At 70.2% G+C, this 16750-nt stretch carries 17 protein-coding genes; 14 read left to right on the top strand and 3 right to left on the bottom strand.

The features are described from left to right. Positions 1 to 9 precede the first annotated feature (9 nt). The 10 genes from rpsD to ACEYYH_RS09935 all read left to right on the top strand — a co-directional run bounded on the left by rpsD (position 10) and on the right by ACEYYH_RS09935 (position 10196). Positions 10 to 639: a 30S ribosomal protein S4 gene (rpsD, locus tag ACEYYH_RS09980; RefSeq protein WP_374978010.1), complete on the top strand. Its 630-nt coding sequence runs from the start codon at positions 10 to 12 to the stop codon at positions 637 to 639. Between the two features lie 104 nt (positions 640 to 743). Further along, positions 744 to 1040 (top strand): ATPase, encoded by a 297-nt coding sequence (locus ACEYYH_RS09975; protein ID WP_116193495.1) that lies wholly within the window; start codon positions 744 to 746, stop codon positions 1038 to 1040. Between the two features lie 79 nt (positions 1041 to 1119). After that, complete coding sequence (gene alaS, locus ACEYYH_RS09970) at positions 1120 to 3777, top strand: alanine--tRNA ligase (protein WP_374978009.1); 2658 nt, start codon at positions 1120 to 1122, stop codon at positions 3775 to 3777. Then, positions 3774 to 4241, top strand: coding sequence for a Holliday junction resolvase RuvX (ruvX, locus tag ACEYYH_RS09965; RefSeq protein WP_374978008.1), 468 nt, complete (start codon positions 3774 to 3776; stop codon positions 4239 to 4241). Before alaS ends, ruvX begins: the two co-directional genes overlap by 4 nt. Continuing rightward, positions 4241 to 5908 carry an endolytic transglycosylase MltG gene (gene mltG / locus ACEYYH_RS09960; RefSeq protein ID WP_374978007.1) on the top strand — a complete coding sequence of 556 codons (1668 nt, stop codon included), beginning with the start codon at positions 4241 to 4243 and terminating at the stop codon, positions 5906 to 5908. Before ruvX ends, mltG begins: the two co-directional genes overlap by 1 nt. Then, a complete protein-coding gene (locus ACEYYH_RS09955) occupies positions 5875 to 6753 on the top strand; it encodes a shikimate dehydrogenase family protein (protein WP_374978006.1) in 879 nt (292 codons plus the stop codon). Before mltG ends, ACEYYH_RS09955 begins: the two co-directional genes overlap by 34 nt. 30 nt (positions 6754 to 6783) lie before the next feature. Next, on the top strand, positions 6784 to 8013 hold the full coding sequence (aroC, locus tag ACEYYH_RS09950; protein ID WP_116193499.1) for a chorismate synthase: 1230 nt from the start codon (positions 6784 to 6786) through the stop codon (positions 8011 to 8013). Continuing rightward, positions 7997 to 8593, top strand: coding sequence for a shikimate kinase (locus ACEYYH_RS09945; protein WP_374978005.1), 597 nt, complete (start codon positions 7997 to 7999; stop codon positions 8591 to 8593). Before aroC ends, ACEYYH_RS09945 begins: the two co-directional genes overlap by 17 nt. Then, positions 8590 to 9666 (top strand): 3-dehydroquinate synthase, encoded by a 1077-nt coding sequence (aroB, locus tag ACEYYH_RS09940; protein WP_374978004.1) that lies wholly within the window; start codon positions 8590 to 8592, stop codon positions 9664 to 9666. The genes ACEYYH_RS09945 and aroB overlap by 4 nt, the downstream gene beginning before the upstream one ends. Further along, entirely contained in the window at positions 9663 to 10196 is a 534-nt protein-coding gene (locus tag ACEYYH_RS09935; protein WP_374978003.1) for a GNAT family N-acetyltransferase, read from the top strand. The genes aroB and ACEYYH_RS09935 overlap by 4 nt, the downstream gene beginning before the upstream one ends. 54 nt (positions 10197 to 10250) lie before the next feature. On the opposite strand, the gene ACEYYH_RS09930 is transcribed toward ACEYYH_RS09935, so the two are convergent. The 3 genes from ACEYYH_RS09930 to ACEYYH_RS09920 form a co-directional block, all read right to left on the bottom strand. Beyond that, positions 10251 to 11576: an MFS transporter gene (locus ACEYYH_RS09930; RefSeq protein WP_374978002.1), complete on the bottom strand. Its 1326-nt coding sequence runs from the start codon at positions 11574 to 11576 to the stop codon at positions 10251 to 10253. 23 nt (positions 11577 to 11599) lie between these two features. After that, positions 11600 to 12475: a shikimate dehydrogenase gene (locus ACEYYH_RS09925; protein ID WP_374978001.1), complete on the bottom strand. Its 876-nt coding sequence runs from the start codon at positions 12473 to 12475 to the stop codon at positions 11600 to 11602. A 159-nt stretch (positions 12476 to 12634) separates the two neighbouring features. Continuing rightward, positions 12635 to 13267 (bottom strand): TetR/AcrR family transcriptional regulator, encoded by a 633-nt coding sequence (locus ACEYYH_RS09920; RefSeq protein ID WP_374978000.1) that lies wholly within the window; start codon positions 13265 to 13267, stop codon positions 12635 to 12637. Positions 13268 to 13351: 84 nt separating this feature from the next. Between ACEYYH_RS09920 and ACEYYH_RS09915 the strand changes: the two genes are divergently transcribed. The 4 genes from ACEYYH_RS09915 to nusB all read left to right on the top strand — a co-directional run bounded on the left by ACEYYH_RS09915 (position 13352) and on the right by nusB (position 16750). Continuing rightward, complete coding sequence (locus ACEYYH_RS09915) at positions 13352 to 15187, top strand: bifunctional sugar phosphate isomerase/epimerase/4-hydroxyphenylpyruvate dioxygenase family protein (protein WP_374977999.1); 1836 nt, start codon at positions 13352 to 13354, stop codon at positions 15185 to 15187. Next, positions 15184 to 15642 (top strand): type II 3-dehydroquinate dehydratase, encoded by a 459-nt coding sequence (gene aroQ / locus ACEYYH_RS09910; protein ID WP_116193507.1) that lies wholly within the window; start codon positions 15184 to 15186, stop codon positions 15640 to 15642. Before ACEYYH_RS09915 ends, aroQ begins: the two co-directional genes overlap by 4 nt. 117 nt (positions 15643 to 15759) lie before the next feature. Next, positions 15760 to 16320 (top strand): elongation factor P, encoded by a 561-nt coding sequence (gene efp, locus ACEYYH_RS09905; protein ID WP_045302503.1) that lies wholly within the window; start codon positions 15760 to 15762, stop codon positions 16318 to 16320. A gap of 19 nt (positions 16321 to 16339) precedes the next feature. After that, positions 16340 to 16750, top strand: a complete 411-nt coding sequence (gene nusB / locus ACEYYH_RS09900; protein ID WP_374977998.1) for a transcription antitermination factor NusB — start codon at positions 16340 to 16342, stop codon at positions 16748 to 16750.

The raw sequence follows: 16750 nt of genomic DNA, 5'->3' as shown, positions 1-16750 counted from the left end.
GAATACTTCGTGGCAACGAAGTCCCAGGACCGCCGCAAGGTCCGTCTCTCCCGCGCTCTCGGCGTGGCCCTCACCCCGAAGGCAGCCAAGTACCTCGAGAAGCGTCCCTACGCGCCCGGCGAGCACGGTCGTACCAAGCGCAAGCAGGACAGCGACTTCGCCGTCCGTCTCCGCGAGAAGCAGCGCCTGCGCGAGCAGTACGGCATCCGCGAGAAGCAGATGCGCAACACGTTCAACGAGGCCCGCCGCACCCAGGGCCTGACGGGTGAGAACCTCGTCGAGCTCCTCGAGATGCGTCTGGACGCCCTCGTGCTCCGCGCCGGCTTCGCCCGCACCACCGCACAGGCGCGTCAGCTCGTCGTGCACCGCCACATCCTCGTGGACGGCCAGCTCGTCGACCGCCCGTCGTTCCGTGTGAAGCCGGGTCAGCTCATCCACGTCAAGGCCAAGAGCGAGGCCCTCGAGCCTTTCCAGGTCGCAGCGCTCGGCGGTCACGCCGAGGTCCTGCCGCCCGTTCCGGGCTACCTCGAGGTCGAGCTCGACAAGCTCCAGGCCCGTCTCGTGCGTCGCCCCAAGCGCGCCGAGGTCCCCGTGGTCGGCGACGTCCAGCTCGTCGTCGAGTATTACGCCGCGCGGTAAACTCAGCGAACACGCGAAGGGCGTCGGGGTCACCCGACGCCCTTCGTCGTTTCCCCTTACGATGGAGGGATGCCGCGCCCCGCGGCCCGCGAGGAAGTGGTGACATGAAGAACCTGGTGTGGTTCCTGCTCGGCATCGCCGGAGGATTCGTCGCGGCGCACTTCATGAACAAAGACCCGCGCGGTCACGAGATCCTCGCCGATGTCGACGCGCGCATCACCGAGTTCACCGACCGCATCGGCGACGCCTACCGCGAGCAGGAGGCCCGTTTCGCCGGCATCGTCGACGACGTGCGGGATGCCGCTGCCGAAGTCGCCGGCACCGCCAAGGCCGCAGCATCCAACGCCGCCGACGCCGTCGCGGACGCCGCCAAGAGCGCGGCCGACACGCTCGGCGACTGACAGACGCACACCGCTCACCGGCAGCGCCGGGGAGTCGGCGTGCCCCGACACGCATTCGCACGCACACGCAAGGACCCGCATGAAGACCGCCGAGATCGCACAGCGCTTCCTCGATTACTTCGAGAAGAACGGCCACACCATCGTCCCCTCGGCATCGCTGGTGACCGACGACCCGGCGCTGCTGTTCACGGTGGCCGGCATGGTGCCCTTCATCCCGTACCTGTCGGGCGACGTGCCCGCGCCGTATCCGCGCGCGGCCGACAACCAGAAGTGCATCCGCACCAACGACATCGAAGAGGTCGGCAAGACGCCGCGCCACGGCACCTTCTTCCAGATGCTCGGCAACTGGTCGTTCGGCGACTACTTCAAGGAAGGCGCGATCCGCTACGCGTGGGATCTGCTGACCAGCCCCGAGTCCGAGGGTGGTCTCGGCTTCGACCAGAAGGACCTGTGGGTCACGGTCTACGAAGAGGACGACGAGGCGCACGACCTCTGGCTGAAGCTGACCGACCTGCCCGAGGAGCGCATCCAGCGCCTCGGCAAGGACACCAACTACTGGAGCACCGGTCTTCCCGGCCCCGCCGGCCCCTGCTCGGAGATCTTCTTCGACCGAGGACCTGCGTACGGCATCGACGGCGGTCCCGCGACCGACGACGATCGCTACGTCGAGATCTGGAACCTCGTATTCATGCAGTACGAGATCACGAACGTGCGCTCGAAGTACGACTTCGACATCGTCGGCGAGCTGCCGAACAAGAACATTGACACCGGCATGGGCCTGGAGCGCATCGCGTTCATCAAGCAGGGCGTCGACAACATGTACGAGACCGACCAGGTGCGCCCGGTGCTCGACAAGGCGGTCGAGCTCTCGGGCCGCACGTACGGCGCCAACCACGACGACGATGTGCGTTTCCGCGTCGTCGCGGACCACGTGCGCTCGTCGCTCATGCTCATGTCGGACGGCGTCACGCCCTCCAACGACGGCCGCGGCTACATCCTGCGCCGCCTCATGCGCCGTGTGATCCGCTCGATGCGCCTGCTCGGCGTCGACGGGCCGACGTTCGAGGTGCTGTTCACGGCCTCGCGCGACGCCATGAAGGACGCCTACCCGGTCGTCCAGACCGACTGGGCCCGTATCTCGCAGTACGCCCTCGCGGAGGAGGCGACGTTCCTGCGCACCCTCGCGGCGGGGGAGTCGATCCTCGACGAGTCGCTCACCGAGACCAAGGCCGCGGGCGGCACGACGCTGACCGGCGCCGAGGCGTTCCTGCTGCACGACACGTACGGGTTCCCGATCGACCTGACGCTCGAGATCGCCGAAGAGGCGGGGCTCAGCGTCGACCGCGCCGCGTTCGACGGCCTCATGCAGGAGCAGCGCGCACGTGCCAAGGCCGACGCGCGGGCACGTAAGCGCCAGCTCGCCGACACCAGCGTGTACCGCGATCTGCGGGCGCAGGGTGAGACCGTCTTCACCGGCTACACCGACCTCGAGGCGGAGTCGCAGGTGCTCGGCATCCTCGTCGACGGTGTCTCGGTCGACCGCGCGAGCGTCGGCCAGATCGCCGAGGTGATCCTCGCCGAGACCGCGCTGTACGCCGAGTCCGGCGGCCAGGTCGCCGACAAGGGCGTCATCGTCGGCCCGGGCTACGAGCTCGAGGTGCTCGACGTGCAGAAGCCGGTGCCGGGGCTCATCAGCCACACCGTCGAGGTGTCGACGGGCGAGGTGGGTGTCGGTCAGGCCGCGACGACGGTGGTGGATGCCGCGAACCGCCGCGCCGCCCGTCAGGCGCACTCCGCGACGCACCTGGTGCACGCCGCGCTCCGCGACACGCTCGGCAAGACCGCCACGCAGGCCGGGTCGCTCAACCGCGCCGGCTACATGCGCTTCGACTTCTCGTGGGGCCAGTCGCTGTCGGACGAGACCAAGACCGAGATCGAGGAGATCGCCAACAACGCGGTGCGCGACAACCTCGAGGTGACCACGCGCGTGCTGCCGCTCGACGAGGCGCGCTCGCTCGGCGCGATGGCGCTGTTCGGCGAGAAGTACGGCGACACCGTGCGCATGGTCGACATCGGCGGCCCCTGGTCGCGCGAGCTCTGCGCCGGCACGCACGTCTCCACCAGCGCTGAGATCGGGCTCATCAACCTCGTCGGCGAGTCCTCGGTGGGCGCGTCGAACCGCCGCGTCGAGGCGCTGGTCGGTCTCGACGCCTTCCGCTCGCTGGCGGCTGAGCGTGCCCTCGTGTCGCAGCTGACGACCTCACTCAAGGCGCCGCGCGAGCAGCTGCCCGCGCGCATCGCGGAGCTGCAGGCGAGCCTCAAGGCCGCAGAGAAGAAGATCGCCGCGTTCGAGGCCAAGGCCCTCGGCGACCGCCTCCCCGCCCTCGCCGCGACGGCCACCCGGGTCGGCGACACGGTCGTCGTGGCCGAATCGCTCGGCAGCGCCGCATCCGCCGACGACGTCCGCTCGCTGGCGCTGCAGGTGCGCGAGCGCCTCGGCTCCGAGGCCGCGGTCGTCGCGCTCGGCGCGGTCGTGAACGACCGTCCGGTCGTGATCGTCGCCACCAACGACGCGGCCCGCGCCGCGGGCGCCAAGGCGGGCGTCCTCGCGAAGGGCGCCGCCGGCGTGCTCGGCGGCGGTGGCGGTGGCCGCGACGACGTCGCGCAGGGCGGAGGAACGGATGCCGCAGCCCTGCCCGCGGCGCTGACCGCGGTGAAGGACGCGCTCGGCGCGTGAGCGGCTTCCGGCGCGGCACGCGGCTCGGCATCGATGTGGGCAAGGCCCGGGTCGGGGTCGCCACGTGCGACCCCGACGGCCTGCTCGCCACACCGGTCGAGACCGTGACGCGCGACGACGCGTCGGTGACGCGCATCGTGGCGCTCTCGGACGAGTACTCGGCGGTCGAGCTGTACGTCGGGCTGCCGCTGAACATGCGCGGCGAGGACACCGCGTCGACCCAGGACGCCCGGGACTTCGCCGCGGCCCTGGCGGCGGCGTCCGGGCTCCCGGTGCGCCTCGTCGACGAGCGTCTCTCCACCGTCTCGGCACACGCGGCGCTGCGCAGTTCGGGCAGAACCCAGCGTTCGTCGCGTAACATCGTGGACCAGGTCGCCGCGGTCGTCCTGCTTCAGCAAGCGCTCGACGTCGAGAAGAACACCGGACGACCTCCCGGAACCCCCGTCCCCCAGGAGCCCGCCTGATGCCCGACTCATCGCCCGACGGCGAAGCCGTTCCCCAGTCGCGCCGCGCCGCCCGCGAGGCCGCCGCGCGACAGGCGGCGACGGGGGAGACGCCGACGACGCCCGCCGCTGCTGCCGCGCCGGGGCCGGGAGCGGCGAACGCGCCCGCAGCCCCTGCGGCCACCTGGGATTCGCTCATCACCGGGTCCACGCCGATCGTAGAGAGCGTTCCCACCGCGCCCGCTGCGGATGCCGACACGCCGCAGGCCGAGACCCCGGGAAGCGGATTCCAGCCCGTGCCGCTTCGCGCTCCCCGCCCGACGCGCACCGATGTCGACTCCACCCCCGAGAACGACCCATGGCTGTTCTCGGGAGACACCGCGCCCGCGATGCCCTACAGTCGGGGCAACACCGGCGCGACCGCGACGGTGGCCGCCAGCGCGACTCGTACGGCGACGCTGACCGAGATGCCGGAGCAGAGCAAGGGGCGTCCGACGACGCCCACGCTCGACGATCTCTTCAGCGGCTCCTCGTCCACGGAGGACATCGGATACGTGCCCCCGGCCCCGAACAAGAAGCGCCGGCGCATCGGCGGCTGGATCGCCCTCGGTGTCGTGCTGCTGATCCTCGGCGGGATCGCCGCCGGCGGCCTCTACGTGTGGAACACGTACGAAGACAAGATCCGCGAGGTCATGGGCTGGGAAGAGCCCAAGGACTACGAAGCCGGCCTTGCGACCGGCGAAGCGTTCGTCACGATCGCGCAGGGCGACACCGGTTCTCCGATCTCGCAGTCGCTCTACGACGCGGGCGTGACGAAGACGCCCGATGCCTTCTACGACTACCTCATCACGAGCGGGCAGAACCCCACATTCCAGCCGGGCGTCTACCGGCTGCAGACGAAGATGACCAGCGAGGCTGCTCTGGCCATGCTCCTGGATCCCGCCAACAAGCAGGAGTTCACCGCCCAGATCCCCGAGGGCTTCACCGTCGAGGGGACGCTGCAGCGCGTCTCCGAGGGCACGGGCATCCCGCTCGAGGAGCTCACTGCCGCCGCGGCCGACTCGGCTGCCTACGGTGTCACCGCCGATCCGGCGATCGTCGCGGCGGGCGGGCAGCCGCTCGAAGGCTGGCTGTTCCCGGCGACCTACACGTTCGACCCGAGCGTCACAGCGCAGTCGGCCATCCAGACGCTCGTGGATCGCACGAAGCAGTCGCTCGACGCGGCCGGTGTGCCGGAGGAGCGGCGCCAGGAGATCCTCACGACGGCCTCGATCATCCAGCGCGAGGCGCGCTACGAGGCCGACATGCAGAAGGTCTCGCGAGTCATCCAGAACCGTCTCAACCCGAGCAATCAGGAGACGTTCGGCTTGCTGCAGATGGACTCGACGGCCCAGTACGGGTACGGCGAGATGCACGACGGCACCGTGAGCTCGTCAGCCGAGGCTCTCGCCGACGACAACCCCTGGAACACCTACGTGCACGCCGGGTTGCCGGTCGGGCCGATCGCCAACCCCGGCGACGTGGCGATCGACGCCGCGATGCACCCCGCCGACGGCGACTGGCTGTACTTCGTGACCGTCAACCTCCACACCGGTGAGACCACATTCACCAGCAACCTCGCCGACCACAACCGCGCCGTCGCACAGTGGCAGCAGTGGTGTCGCGACACCGCGGACTCGGGGTGCTGAGCCCCTCCGCGTCGCGTCTGGAGGTCTGGGGCGACCCGATCGCACACAGCCGTTCACCGCAACTGCATGCCGCGGCGTACGAGGTGCTCGGGTTCGACTGGACCTACGGGCGCCGCCAGGTGAACGAGGCGACATTCGGGAGCGAGCTCGCCGGGCTGGACGACATCTGGCGCGGCCTGTCGCTCACCATGCCGCTCAAGGGCGTCGCCTTCGCGGCGGCCTCGTCGCTCGACCGCCGGGCGGAGTTGACCGGCGCCGTCAATACGCTGCTGCTGGATCCCGCGGGCGCACGCGGTTTCAACACCGACGTCGGCGGGATCGTCCGCTCACTCGCCGACGACGGCGTCACGCACGTGCCGCGGGCGCGCATCGTCGGCGCCGGCGCCACCGCGACCTCGGCGATGGTCGCCCTGTCCGAGCTCGGCGCGCGCGACGTCGATGTGGTCGCCCGCCGCCCCGAAGCAGTCGTGCCGCTCGCCGCCCTCGGCGACCGGATCGGCATCACGGTGACGACGATGTCGTTCGCAGCATCCGTCCACGACCAGGTTCCGCTCACGATCGCGACCCTTCCCGGTGACGCGCCGGTCCCGGATGCCGCGGCCGACGCCCTCGCCCGCTCCGGCGGATTCCTCCTCGACGTCGTCTACGGCCACTGGCCGACGGCGCTGTCGGCGGGGTGGGAGCGCGTCGGCGGAACCGCGCGGTCGGGACTCGGGATGCTGCTGCACCAGGCTCTCCTGCAGATCCGCATCTTCCAGCACGGCGACGCCGACACACCGCTCGATCGCGAGACGGAGGCGCTGGAGACGATGCGTCGCGTGCTCGAGGAGCCCGCGACGGCGTAACGGCCTCCCGGGGCATGGGAGACTGGACCAATGCTCCGCGTGCTCACGGCCGGCGAATCGCACGGCCCCGAACTCGTCGCCGTCATGGAGGGCCTGCCTGCGGGCGTCCCCGTCTCCCGCGCCGCGATCCAGGCCGACCTCGCGCGCCGCAAGCTCGGCTATGGCCGCGGTTCGCGCATGAAATTCGAGGAGGACGAGCTCACGATCTCGTCCGGCGTCGTGCACGGCACGACCCTCGGCAGCCCGATCGCGCTGCGCATCGGCAACACCGAATGGCCGAAGTGGGTCGAGGTCATGAGCGCCGAGCCCGTGGATCTCACCGAGAAGTCCCGCGGCCGCGGTGCGGCGCTCACCCGTCCCCGCCCGGGCCACGCCGACCTCGTCGGCATGCAGAAGTACGGCTTCGACGAGGCCCGTCCGATCCTCGAGCGCGCGAGCGCCCGCGAGACGGCCGCCCGCGTCGCCCTCGGCGCGCTCGCACGCGCCTTCCTCGCCGAGCTCGGCATCCGTCTCGTCAGCCACACCCTGTCGATCGGACCCGTGCAGGTCCCCGAGGGCTCGGCGCTCCCCACGCCCGACGACGTCGACACGCTCGACGCCGACCCGCTGCGCTGCTTCGACCCCGCCACGAGTGCGGCGATGGTCGCCGAGGTCGACGACGCCCGCAAGGACGGCGACACGCTGGGCGGCATCGTCGAGGTGCTCGCCTACGGACTGCCGCCCGGGCTCGGCTCGCACGTGCACTGGGACCGCCGCCTCGACGCGAAACTCGCGCAGGCGCTCATGAGCATCCAGGCGATCAAGGGCGTCGAGGTCGGCGACGGCTTCGAGACCACGCGCCGGCGCGGCTCCGCCGCCCACGACGAGCTGTTCGTCGCCGGCGACGGGATCACGCGCTCGAGCGACAAGGCGGGCGGCACCGAGGGCGGCATGTCGACCGGCACCGTGCTGCGCGTGCGCGCCGGCATGAAGCCGATCGCGACCGTGCCGAAGGCCCTCCGCACGGTCGACGTCGCGACCGGCGACGCCGCGTCCGCGCACCACCAGCGCTCCGACGTCTGCGCCGTTCCCGCTGCGGGTGTCGTGGCCGAGGCCATGGTGGCGGTCGTGCTCGCCGACGTCGTGCTCGAGAAGTTCGGCGGCGACAGCGTCGCCGAGACCCGCCGCAACCTGGAGGGCTACCTCGCGGCGATCCCCGACGCGCTGCGCAGTGCGGCGGAGAGCGACTCCGGTCTCGCCGACCATGACCTCGCCCTCTGACGCCGTCGTGCTCATCGGTCCCATGGGGGCCGGCAAGACGAGCATCGGCAAGAAGGTCGCGCGCGCGCTCGACCTGCCGTTCTTCGACACGGACGCCGCGGTCGTCCGCGACCACGGACCGATCGATCAGCTGTTCGTCGAACGCGGCGAAGCGCATTTCCGCGCCGCGGAGCGCGCCGCCGTGGTCGAGGGGCTCGCCACCGGCGGCGTCGTCTCGCTGGGCGGCGGGGCCGTGCTGAACCCTGAGACGCGCGCCGACCTCGCCGGTCATCGCGTCGTGCTGCTCACCGTCTCGCCGCGGGTCGTCGCGGGCCGTGTCCGCGACTCGAATCGGCCGCTGCTGCAGGGCGGCGAAGATGCGATCGAGCGATGGACGGCGATCTTCGAAGAGCGCCGGCCCATCTATGAGGAACTCGCCGACATCACCTTCGACACCTCCACCGGTCCGGTGCAGGACGTCGTCGATGCGCTGGTCGCCTGGGTGCGCGGCGGCGTCGTCGATCCGCCGGCTTCCGCCGGCCACGAGCACAAGGAGCACACGGCATGCGACGTACTGAGCGAGCGGAGCGAGTCGAAGTGACCGATGCCACGACCATCACCGTGAGCGGAGATGCGAGCTACGGCATCACCGTGGGACGCGGCATCCTGTCGTCCGTCGGCGAGGCGCTTCCGCCCGCCGCCCGCAAGGTGCTCGTGATCCACCCGCCGACCCTCGCGACCGAGGCGGAGCGCCTCCGCGCGCAGCTCATGGCCGACCGCGAGGTGCTGCTCGCCGAGATCCCCGACGCCGAGGCGGGCAAGCGCATCGAGGTCGCCGCGTTCTGCTGGCAGGTCATGGGCAAGGCGGACTTCACCCGCACCGACGCCGTCGTCGGCTTCGGCGGGGGAGCGGTGACAGACCTCGCCGGCTTCGTGGCCGCGACGTGGCTGCGCGGCGTCGAGGTCGTGCAGGTGCCGACGACGGTGCTGGGCATGGTCGACGCCGCCGTCGGCGGCAAGACCGGGGTCAACACCGCCGAGGGCAAGAACCTCGTCGGCGCGTTCTGGGCCCCGCGTGCCGTGATCTGCGACCTCGACCTGCTCGACACGCTGTCGCGCAACGAGCGCGTCGCAGGATACGCCGAGGTCGTCAAGGCCGGCTTCATCTGGGCACCTGAGATCCTCGACCTGATCGAGGCCGATCCCGAGAACGCCGTCGACCCGCAGAGCGCGGCGTTCCGCCGCACCATCGAGCTCGCCATCGGGATGAAGGCGCGCGTCGTGGGGGAGGACCTCCGCGAGGCGGGCCTCCGCGAGATCCTGAACTACGGGCACACCCTCGGGCACGCCATCGAGCACGCCGAGCGCTACCGCTGGCGCCACGGCGCCGCGATCTCGGTGGGCATGGTGTTCGCCGCCGAGCTCTCGCGCCTCGCGGGCCGGCTTCCGGATGCCGCCGCCCAGCGCCACCGCGAGATCCTCGAGACGCTCGGCCTGCCGACGAGCTACCGCCCCGGCGCGTGGCCGCAGCTGCTGTCGACGATGCAGCGCGACAAGAAGAGCCGCGGCGGAATGCTGCGATTCATCGTGCTCGACGACATCGCCAAGCCCACCGTGCTGCAGGCACCCGACGAGTCACTCCTGTTCGCGGCGTACCAGGAGGTCGCCGGGTGAGCACCGTGGCCGTGCGCCGCATCCGCTCAGACGAGTGGGCGGCGGTGCGCGAGCTGCGGCTCGAGTCGACGAGCGATCCCGACGCGAACATCGCCTTCCTCGAGACGCCGGAGCAGGTCGCGGCCCGTCCCGAGCAGTTCTGGCGCGACCGCGCCGAACTCGCCGCCGAGAGCGAGACCGCCGCGCAGTTCGTGGCGCTGGTCGACGACGTCTGGGTGGGAAGCCTCTCCGTGCTCGTCCGTGCGACCGGTCAGACCGATCACCTGGGCCGCTTCGTCGACGACCGCCGTGCGGATGTCGTCGGGGTCTACGTCAACCCCGCGCATCGCGGAACGGGGGCGATCGACCTCCTGCTCGCCGCCGCCGCGGAGTGGGTGAGCGCCCTCGGGCTCACCCGGCTCAGCCTCGACGTGCACCGGGAGAACCTCCGCGCCCAGGCGGCGTATCGAAGGGCCGGGTTCACGCCGACGGGTGAGACGTTCACGAGCGTGATCGGCCCGGAGATCGTGATGGCACGCCCGTTGCCGTGAACGCGACGACCCCGCCCCGCACAGCGGGACGGGGTCTGGCGATGACCGCGCTCGTCAGACAGCCGGCGCGAGCTCTTCCCGCTTCTCGGACTGCAGTCCGAGCTCTGCCGTCGGAATGCTCTTCGACTCGCGTGCCGTGAGGGCGCTCACCGTCGCGATGAGCGAGATGACCGCGGTGAAGACGCTGATGACAACCCAGCCGCCCTCCTGCACGCCGCCGAGCGCCGTGACGATGGACGGCGCGAAGCCCGCCATGAGGAATCCGAGCTGCGTGCCGATCGCCATGCCCGAGAACCGCACGCGCGTGCTGAACATCTCGCCGTAGAACGAGGGCCACACGGCGTTGGCGGCCGCGTACCCGCACGAGAACGTGAGCACGGCGAGCAAGAACGTCACGAACTCGTTCCCCGCGCCCATCGACAGCATGTAGAAGGGCATGAAGACCGCCGACGACAGCGCGCCGTAGATGAACACCGGCTTGCGGCCGATGCGGTCCGCGAGTGCGCCGAACAGCGGCTGCGTGCCGAGGGCGACGAAGTTCGCGACGACCACCAGCCAGAGTGTGATCGCGGCGTTGAGTCCCACCTCCACGCCGTAGGCGATGGCGAGATTGCCGAACACCGTGGAGACCGCGGCGATGAACGCGCAGCAGATCACCCGGAGCACGTCACGCCAGTGGTCCCGCAGGAGCGGAATGAGGGGCATCCGTGCGATGCGTCCGTCCGCCTTCGCCTGCTCGAATTCGGGGGTCTCATGCAGCGTCCGCCGGATGAAGAAGGCGACGAGAACCACGATCGCGCTCAGCCAGAACGGCACGCGCCAGCCCCACGTGTACTTGATCTCGTCGGGGAGTGCCACGACCGGGATGAAGATGAGCGCGGCGAGGATCTGGCCGCCCTGCGTGCCCGTGAGCGTCCACGAGGTGAAGAACGATCTGCGGTCGTCCGGTGCGTGTTCGAGCGTGAGCGAGGAAGCGCCGGCCTGCTCGCCCGCTGCCGAGAGGCCCTGCATGAGGCGGCACAGGACGAGGAGCGCCGGAGCGGCCCAGCCGATCTGCTCGTACCCGGGAAGGCACCCGATCGTGAAGGTCGAGATGCCCATGAGCAGCAGCGTGAACATGAGCACCTTCTGACGACCGATCCGATCGCCGAAGTGCCCGAGGATGACCGCGCCGACGGGTCGCGCGATGTAGGCGAAGCCGAATGTCGCGAACGACATCACGAGTGCCGCCTGGTTGTCGGAGGGGAAGAAGACGGTGGGGAAGATGAGCGCGGCGGCGGAGCCGAACAGGAAGAAGTCGTAGTACTCGACGGCGCTGCCCATGAAGCTGGCGACAGCCGCCTTCACGGGGGTCTTCCGCGTCGTTGCGGTGGATGTCATCGGTCGTCCTTCTCTGGTGAGTGTCATGCCGGAACGTGGTCCGGCGCAACAAGGTCGTGGAAATGGCGGGTCATGCGGGCAGGGTCGGGCTCGTGGCCCGTGATCAGGCGGAAGGCGTCGACGGCCTGGTGGACCGCCATCCGACCGCCGTCGAGCGTCGCGCACCCGGCATCTCGGGCGGCGCGCAGGAGCGCGGTGTCGAGGGGCCGGTAGACGATGTCGGCGACCCACATCTCCCGTCGCAGCAGCTCGGGGGCGAACGGCGTGCCCGGGTGCTCCTTCATGCCGGTGGGCGTGCAGTGCACGAGTCCGGACGCCGACGCGAGCAGACTCGGGAGCTCGTCCGTAGTGGCGTGCCCGACCTCGACGCCGTGGCGTCGGGCGAGGTCGTCCGCGAGCTCCTCGGCGCGCTCGGCGTCGATGTCGACGACCGTCAGGTGCCTCGTCCCCACCCGGAGCAGGGCGTCGGCGACCGCCGAGCCTGCGCCGCCCGCGCCGAGCAGGGTGACGTCGTCGACGGCCGCGCCCGGCAGACCTGTGCGGAAGGCGGTCTCGAACCCGGTCGTGTCGGTGTTGTAGCCGGCGAGTCCGTCTTCGGTGAAGAGCACCGTGTTCACGGAGCCGAGAGCATGGGCGAGCGGGTCGATCCGGTCGAGGTATTCGACGACGAGGCGCTTGCAGGGGTGCGTGACGTTGAGGGCGTCGAAGCCGAGCCGGCGCGCCCACGCCAGGATGTCGGGCAGCTGATCGGGAGCGAGGCCGAGCTCGGTGAGATCGATCGTGCGGTAGACGTAGTCGATGCCGAGAGAGCGGGCTTCGGCCATGTGCAGCGCCGGCGTGAGCGAAGGGGTCACGCCCGTGCCCACGAGCCCGACGAGAAACGGCGAGGTCTGGTCCATGGCACTCCTTCGTCCGACCGGTACGTCAATGTACTAACTGGTACGTTCAGAGAAAACCACGACAGATCGTCGATGTCAAGCACGAAAGGATGCCGCGACCACCGGCCGGCGCCCCACAACGGCTCGCCCGACCGAGCGGAGCCACGCCGAAGGCGCCCGCTATCGCGGGGTGTTCGTGAGCCAGCCGACGACGACGTCGCCGATGAGGGATCGCAGGTGGCGGCGGCGATCGGGGTCGGTGAACGACACGTCGAAGAGGTAGCCGAACGTGTACTGATTGGCGATCTGGAACACGCAGTAGGCGCTGATGACGAGGTGGACGTCGATCGCGTCGACGTCGGCGCGGAAGGCGCCCGTGTCGCGTCCTCGCTCGAGGATCTCGTCGAGGAGGGTCTTGGCGGGCTGGGCGAGCGTGCGGAGCGAGTCGATCCGCCGGATGAATTCGCCGCGGTGGATGTTCTCGATGGCCACGAGCCGGATGAAGGCGTCGTGCGTCACATGGTGGTCGAACGTGAGCTCGGCCAGCTGGCGGATCGCCGCGACGGGATCCGTGTGGTCGACGTCGATCGCCCGCTCGGCTTCCCGGATGCCCTGATACGCGTTCTCGAGCACCGCGAGGTAGAGCTGCTCCTTGCCGCCGAAGTAGTAGTAGATCATCCGCTTCGTCGTGCGCGTGCGCTCGGCGATGTCGTCGACGCGGGCACCGGAATACCCTTCCTCGGCGAACACCTCGGTGGCGACCGCGAGGAGTTCTGCTCGCGTCCGCTCCGCGTCGCGCGATACGGGAGGCACGATCGTCAGAATAGTCGGCGCTGCTCGAGCCGCCGGCGAGGCAGGGGGTGCGTCACAATGTACCAACTGGTACATTGTGACGCCATGAGGACCTCCATCGCGACGGTGTGCATGAGCGGAACCCTCGTCGAGAAGCTCCACGCGGCAGCCGCGGCGGGTTTCGACGGCGTCGAGATCTTCGAGCCCGACCTCGTGTCGGCGCCGGAGAGCCCCGAGGAGATCCGCGCGCTCGCGGGGCGCCTCGGGCTGACGCTGGACCTCTACCAGCCGATGCGCGACGTCGAGGGCGTCGACGAGGAGGCATTCCAGGACGTCCTGCGGCGCGCGAAGGCGAAGTTCTCCCTCATGCGGCGGATGGACATCGACGTCGTGCTGTGCTGCAGCAACGTCGCGACCGCCACGATCGACGACGACGCGGTGTCGGCATCCCAGCTGCGCCGGCTCGGCGATCTCGCGCAGGAGTACGGCGTGCGGATCGCCTTCGAGGCGCTGGCCTGGGGGAAGTACGTCGACGACTACCGCCGCGCATGGCGGATCGTGCAGCTCGCGGACCATCCCGCGGTCGGCGTCTGCCTCGATTCGTTCCACATCTTGTCGCGGGGCCACGATCCGCGAGCGATCGAAGACATCCCCGGCGACCGCATCTTCTTCCTGCAGCTCGCCGATGCGCCCGCGCTCTCGATGGACGTCCTCTCGTGGAGCCGCCACCACCGGCTCTTTCCCGGCGAGGGGAGCTTCGATCTCACACGTTTCCTCACCCATGTCGTGCGCGCAGGCTACGACGGCCCGGTCTCGCTCGAGGTGTTCAACGACACCTTCCGGCAGGTCGACGTGCGAGGGACCGCTGTCCACGCGCGCCGGTCTCTGCGCTGGCTCGAGGACGCCGTCGCCCGGGAGTTCGGGCCCGCCGCGCCCGCCGGCTTCGAGACGCTCGCCGACAGCGGGACGCCGCTCGGGTTCGACTTCGTCGAGATCAGGGCCGAGGACACCTCGAGCATCGAGGCGCTCCTCGCGACAGTCGGGTTCACTCCGCGCGGCAAGCACCGCACGAAGCCCGTGACGCTGTGGACGGCCGGCGACGCCCGCGTCGTGCTCAACGAGCAGCACGCCCGCGACCTCGATCCGCACATCGCGGCGGTCGGGCTCGACGTTCCGGATGCCGCCGCGCTCACCGCACGCGCCGCCGAGCTGGGAACGCCGTTCGCTTACCGACGCACGTACGCGGGGGAGCAGCTGCTCGACGGCGCGACCGCACCCGACGGCACCGAGGTCTTCTGGTCGTCGCGCGGCACCGGCGTCGAACCGGAGTGGGCCGCCGAGTTCGAGCACGGCGAACCTCTGCGGGAGAGCCCCATCATCGCCGTCGATCACGTGAGCCTCGGCCAGCCGTGGCAGGTCGTCGACGAGGCGATCCTGTTCTTCTCCTCGGTGCTCCAGCTCCCGACCGCGAGCTCGACCGAGGTGGCGAGCCCGCAGGGCCTCGTGCAGAGCCGTGTCATCCAGTCGCCGGACGGCGCGATCCGCATCCCGCTCAACGTGTCGCCGCCGATCCTGTCGGGCCGCCCCGGGGCCTCGCCCCAGCACGTCGCCTTCGCGTGCGACGACATCGTCGCGCTCGCGCGTGCCGCGCGGGCGAAGGGGCTCCGGCCGCTCGCGATCCCGCGCAACTACTACGAGGACCTCGCGGCGCGGTTCGACCTCGACGACGACTTCCTCACGACCCTCCGGGAGCTCGACCTCGTCTTCGATCGCGACGCGCAGGGCGAGTACCTGCATTTCTACACCGCGACGGTCGGCGATCTGTTCTGCGAGTTCGTCGAGCGCCGCGGCCGGTACGACGGGTACGGCGCCGGGAACGCGCCCGTCAGGCTCTCGGCGCAGCGAGCCGGCGACGCGCGCGCTGATATCGTGCGAGCATGACCGCCCCTCGTCGCCTGCTGCTCGTCAACGGCCCCAACCTGAACCTCCTGGGCACCCGCGAGCCTGAGATCTACGGCACCGCGACGCTGGCGGACGTCGTGCGCCTGGCGACGGATGCTGCCGCCCGGCGCGGCTTCGAGGTGCGGGCCGTGCAGAGCAATCACGAGGGAGTCCTCCTCGACGCGATCCACGACGCCCGTCAGGACTGCGCCGGCATCGTCATCAACCCCGGCGGCCTGACACACACGTCCGTCGTGCTCCGTGACGCGCTCTCGGGCGTCGGACTGCCGGTGGCCGAGGTGCACATCTCGGACGTGATGGCGCGCGAGGACTTCCGTCACCACTCCTATGTCGCCGACGTCGCCGTCGTCCATGTGATCGGCGAGGGCGTCCCCGGGTACGAGACGGCTGTCGCGCGCCTCATCGACATCATCACCGGGCAAGCCGAGGGCTGACGAATCGGCCGGGGACCAGGCATCCCGTAGAATCGAACGTCGGCAGGTCCGACCCCTGAGCTGGTTCACGGGGGAGCGTCCGCCTCCACGCACTTCAACGAAACGGATTCGTACCCCATGGCTTCCACCGCAGACATCAAGAACGGCGTCGTCCTCAGCATCGACGGCCAGCTCTGGAACGTCATCGAGTTCCAGCACGTCAAGCCGGGCAAGGGCGGGGCCTTCGTCCGCACGAAGCTGAAGAACGTCGTCTCGGGCAAGGTCGTCGACCGCACCTACAACGCCGGCGCGAAGATCGACATCGAGAACGTCGACCGCCGCGACTTCACGTACCTGTACAACGACGGCGACAACTTCGTGTTCATGGACGTCGAGGACTACGACCAGATCAACGTCGGCGCCGCCACCGTCGGCGACGCGGCGCACTTCCTGCTCGAGAACCAGCAGGTGCAGATCGCGCTCAACAACGGCAACCCGCTCTACGTCGAGCTGCCGGCATCCGTCGTCCTCGAGATCACCTACACCGAGCCGGGCCTCCAGGGCGACCGCTCGTCGGCGGGCACCAAGGCCGCCACCGTCGAGACCGGCTACGAGATCCAGGTTCCGCTCTTCGTCGAGACCGGCACCAAGGTCAAGGTCGACACGCGCACGGGCGACTACCTCGGCCGCGTCAACTGACGCCCGGGGCAGCTGACCGATGAGTGCCCGTACGAAGGCGCGCAAGCGCGCGCTCGACATCCTGTTCCAGGCGGACGTGCGCGGCGACGAGCCCGCGACGGTTCTGGCGGCCGAGGCCAAGCGTGCGGCGGGCGAGCCGGCGCGTCAGGCCTCGTGGCTGTACGCGCGCGAGATCGTCGACGGCGTGATCGACAACCAGGACGCCATCGACGAGCAGATCACGACGTTCGCGAAGGACTGGACGCTCGCCCGTATGCCCGCGGTCGACCGTGCGGTGCTGCGCATCGGCACGTGGGAGATCCTCTTCAACGACGAGGTCCCCACCGCGGTCGCGATCGACGAGGCGGTCGAGCTGGTCAAGGAGTTCTCGTCCGACGAGTCGGGGCCCTTCGTCCACGGCGTCCTCGCCCGCATCGCCCGCGCGAGCTGA

The sequence above is a fragment of the Microbacterium trichothecenolyticum genome (assembly GCF_041938625.1).
Taxonomy (GTDB): domain Bacteria; phylum Actinomycetota; class Actinomycetes; order Actinomycetales; family Microbacteriaceae; genus Microbacterium; species Microbacterium trichothecenolyticum_D.
This window is presented reverse-complemented; position numbering and strand designations above follow the sequence as displayed.

Bases quoted from the DNA above. Each gene is read 5' to 3' on its own strand.
- ACEYYH_RS09975 (WP_116193495.1), top strand. From the start codon at position 744: ATGAAGAACCTGGTGTGGTTCCTGCTCGGCATCGCCGGAGGATTCGTC.
- alaS (WP_374978009.1), top strand. From the start codon at position 1,120: ATGAAGACCGCCGAGATCGCACAGCGCTTCCTCGATTACTTCGAGAAG.
- mltG (WP_374978007.1), top strand. From the start codon at position 4,241: ATGCCCGACTCATCGCCCGACGGCGAAGCCGTTCCCCAGTCGCGCCGC.
- aroC (WP_116193499.1), top strand. From the start codon at position 6,784: ATGCTCCGCGTGCTCACGGCCGGCGAATCGCACGGCCCCGAACTCGTC.
- ACEYYH_RS09945 (WP_374978005.1), top strand. From the start codon at position 7,997: ATGACCTCGCCCTCTGACGCCGTCGTGCTCATCGGTCCCATGGGGGCC.
- ACEYYH_RS09930 (WP_374978002.1), bottom strand. From the start codon at position 11,576: ATGACATCCACCGCAACGACGCGGAAGACCCCCGTGAAGGCGGCTGTC.
- ACEYYH_RS09925 (WP_374978001.1), bottom strand. From the start codon at position 12,475: ATGGACCAGACCTCGCCGTTTCTCGTCGGGCTCGTGGGCACGGGCGTG.
- ACEYYH_RS09915 (WP_374977999.1), top strand. From the start codon at position 13,352: ATGAGGACCTCCATCGCGACGGTGTGCATGAGCGGAACCCTCGTCGAG.
- aroQ (WP_116193507.1), top strand. From the start codon at position 15,184: ATGACCGCCCCTCGTCGCCTGCTGCTCGTCAACGGCCCCAACCTGAAC.
- efp (WP_045302503.1), top strand. From the start codon at position 15,760: ATGGCTTCCACCGCAGACATCAAGAACGGCGTCGTCCTCAGCATCGAC.
- nusB (WP_374977998.1), top strand. From the start codon at position 16,340: ATGAGTGCCCGTACGAAGGCGCGCAAGCGCGCGCTCGACATCCTGTTC.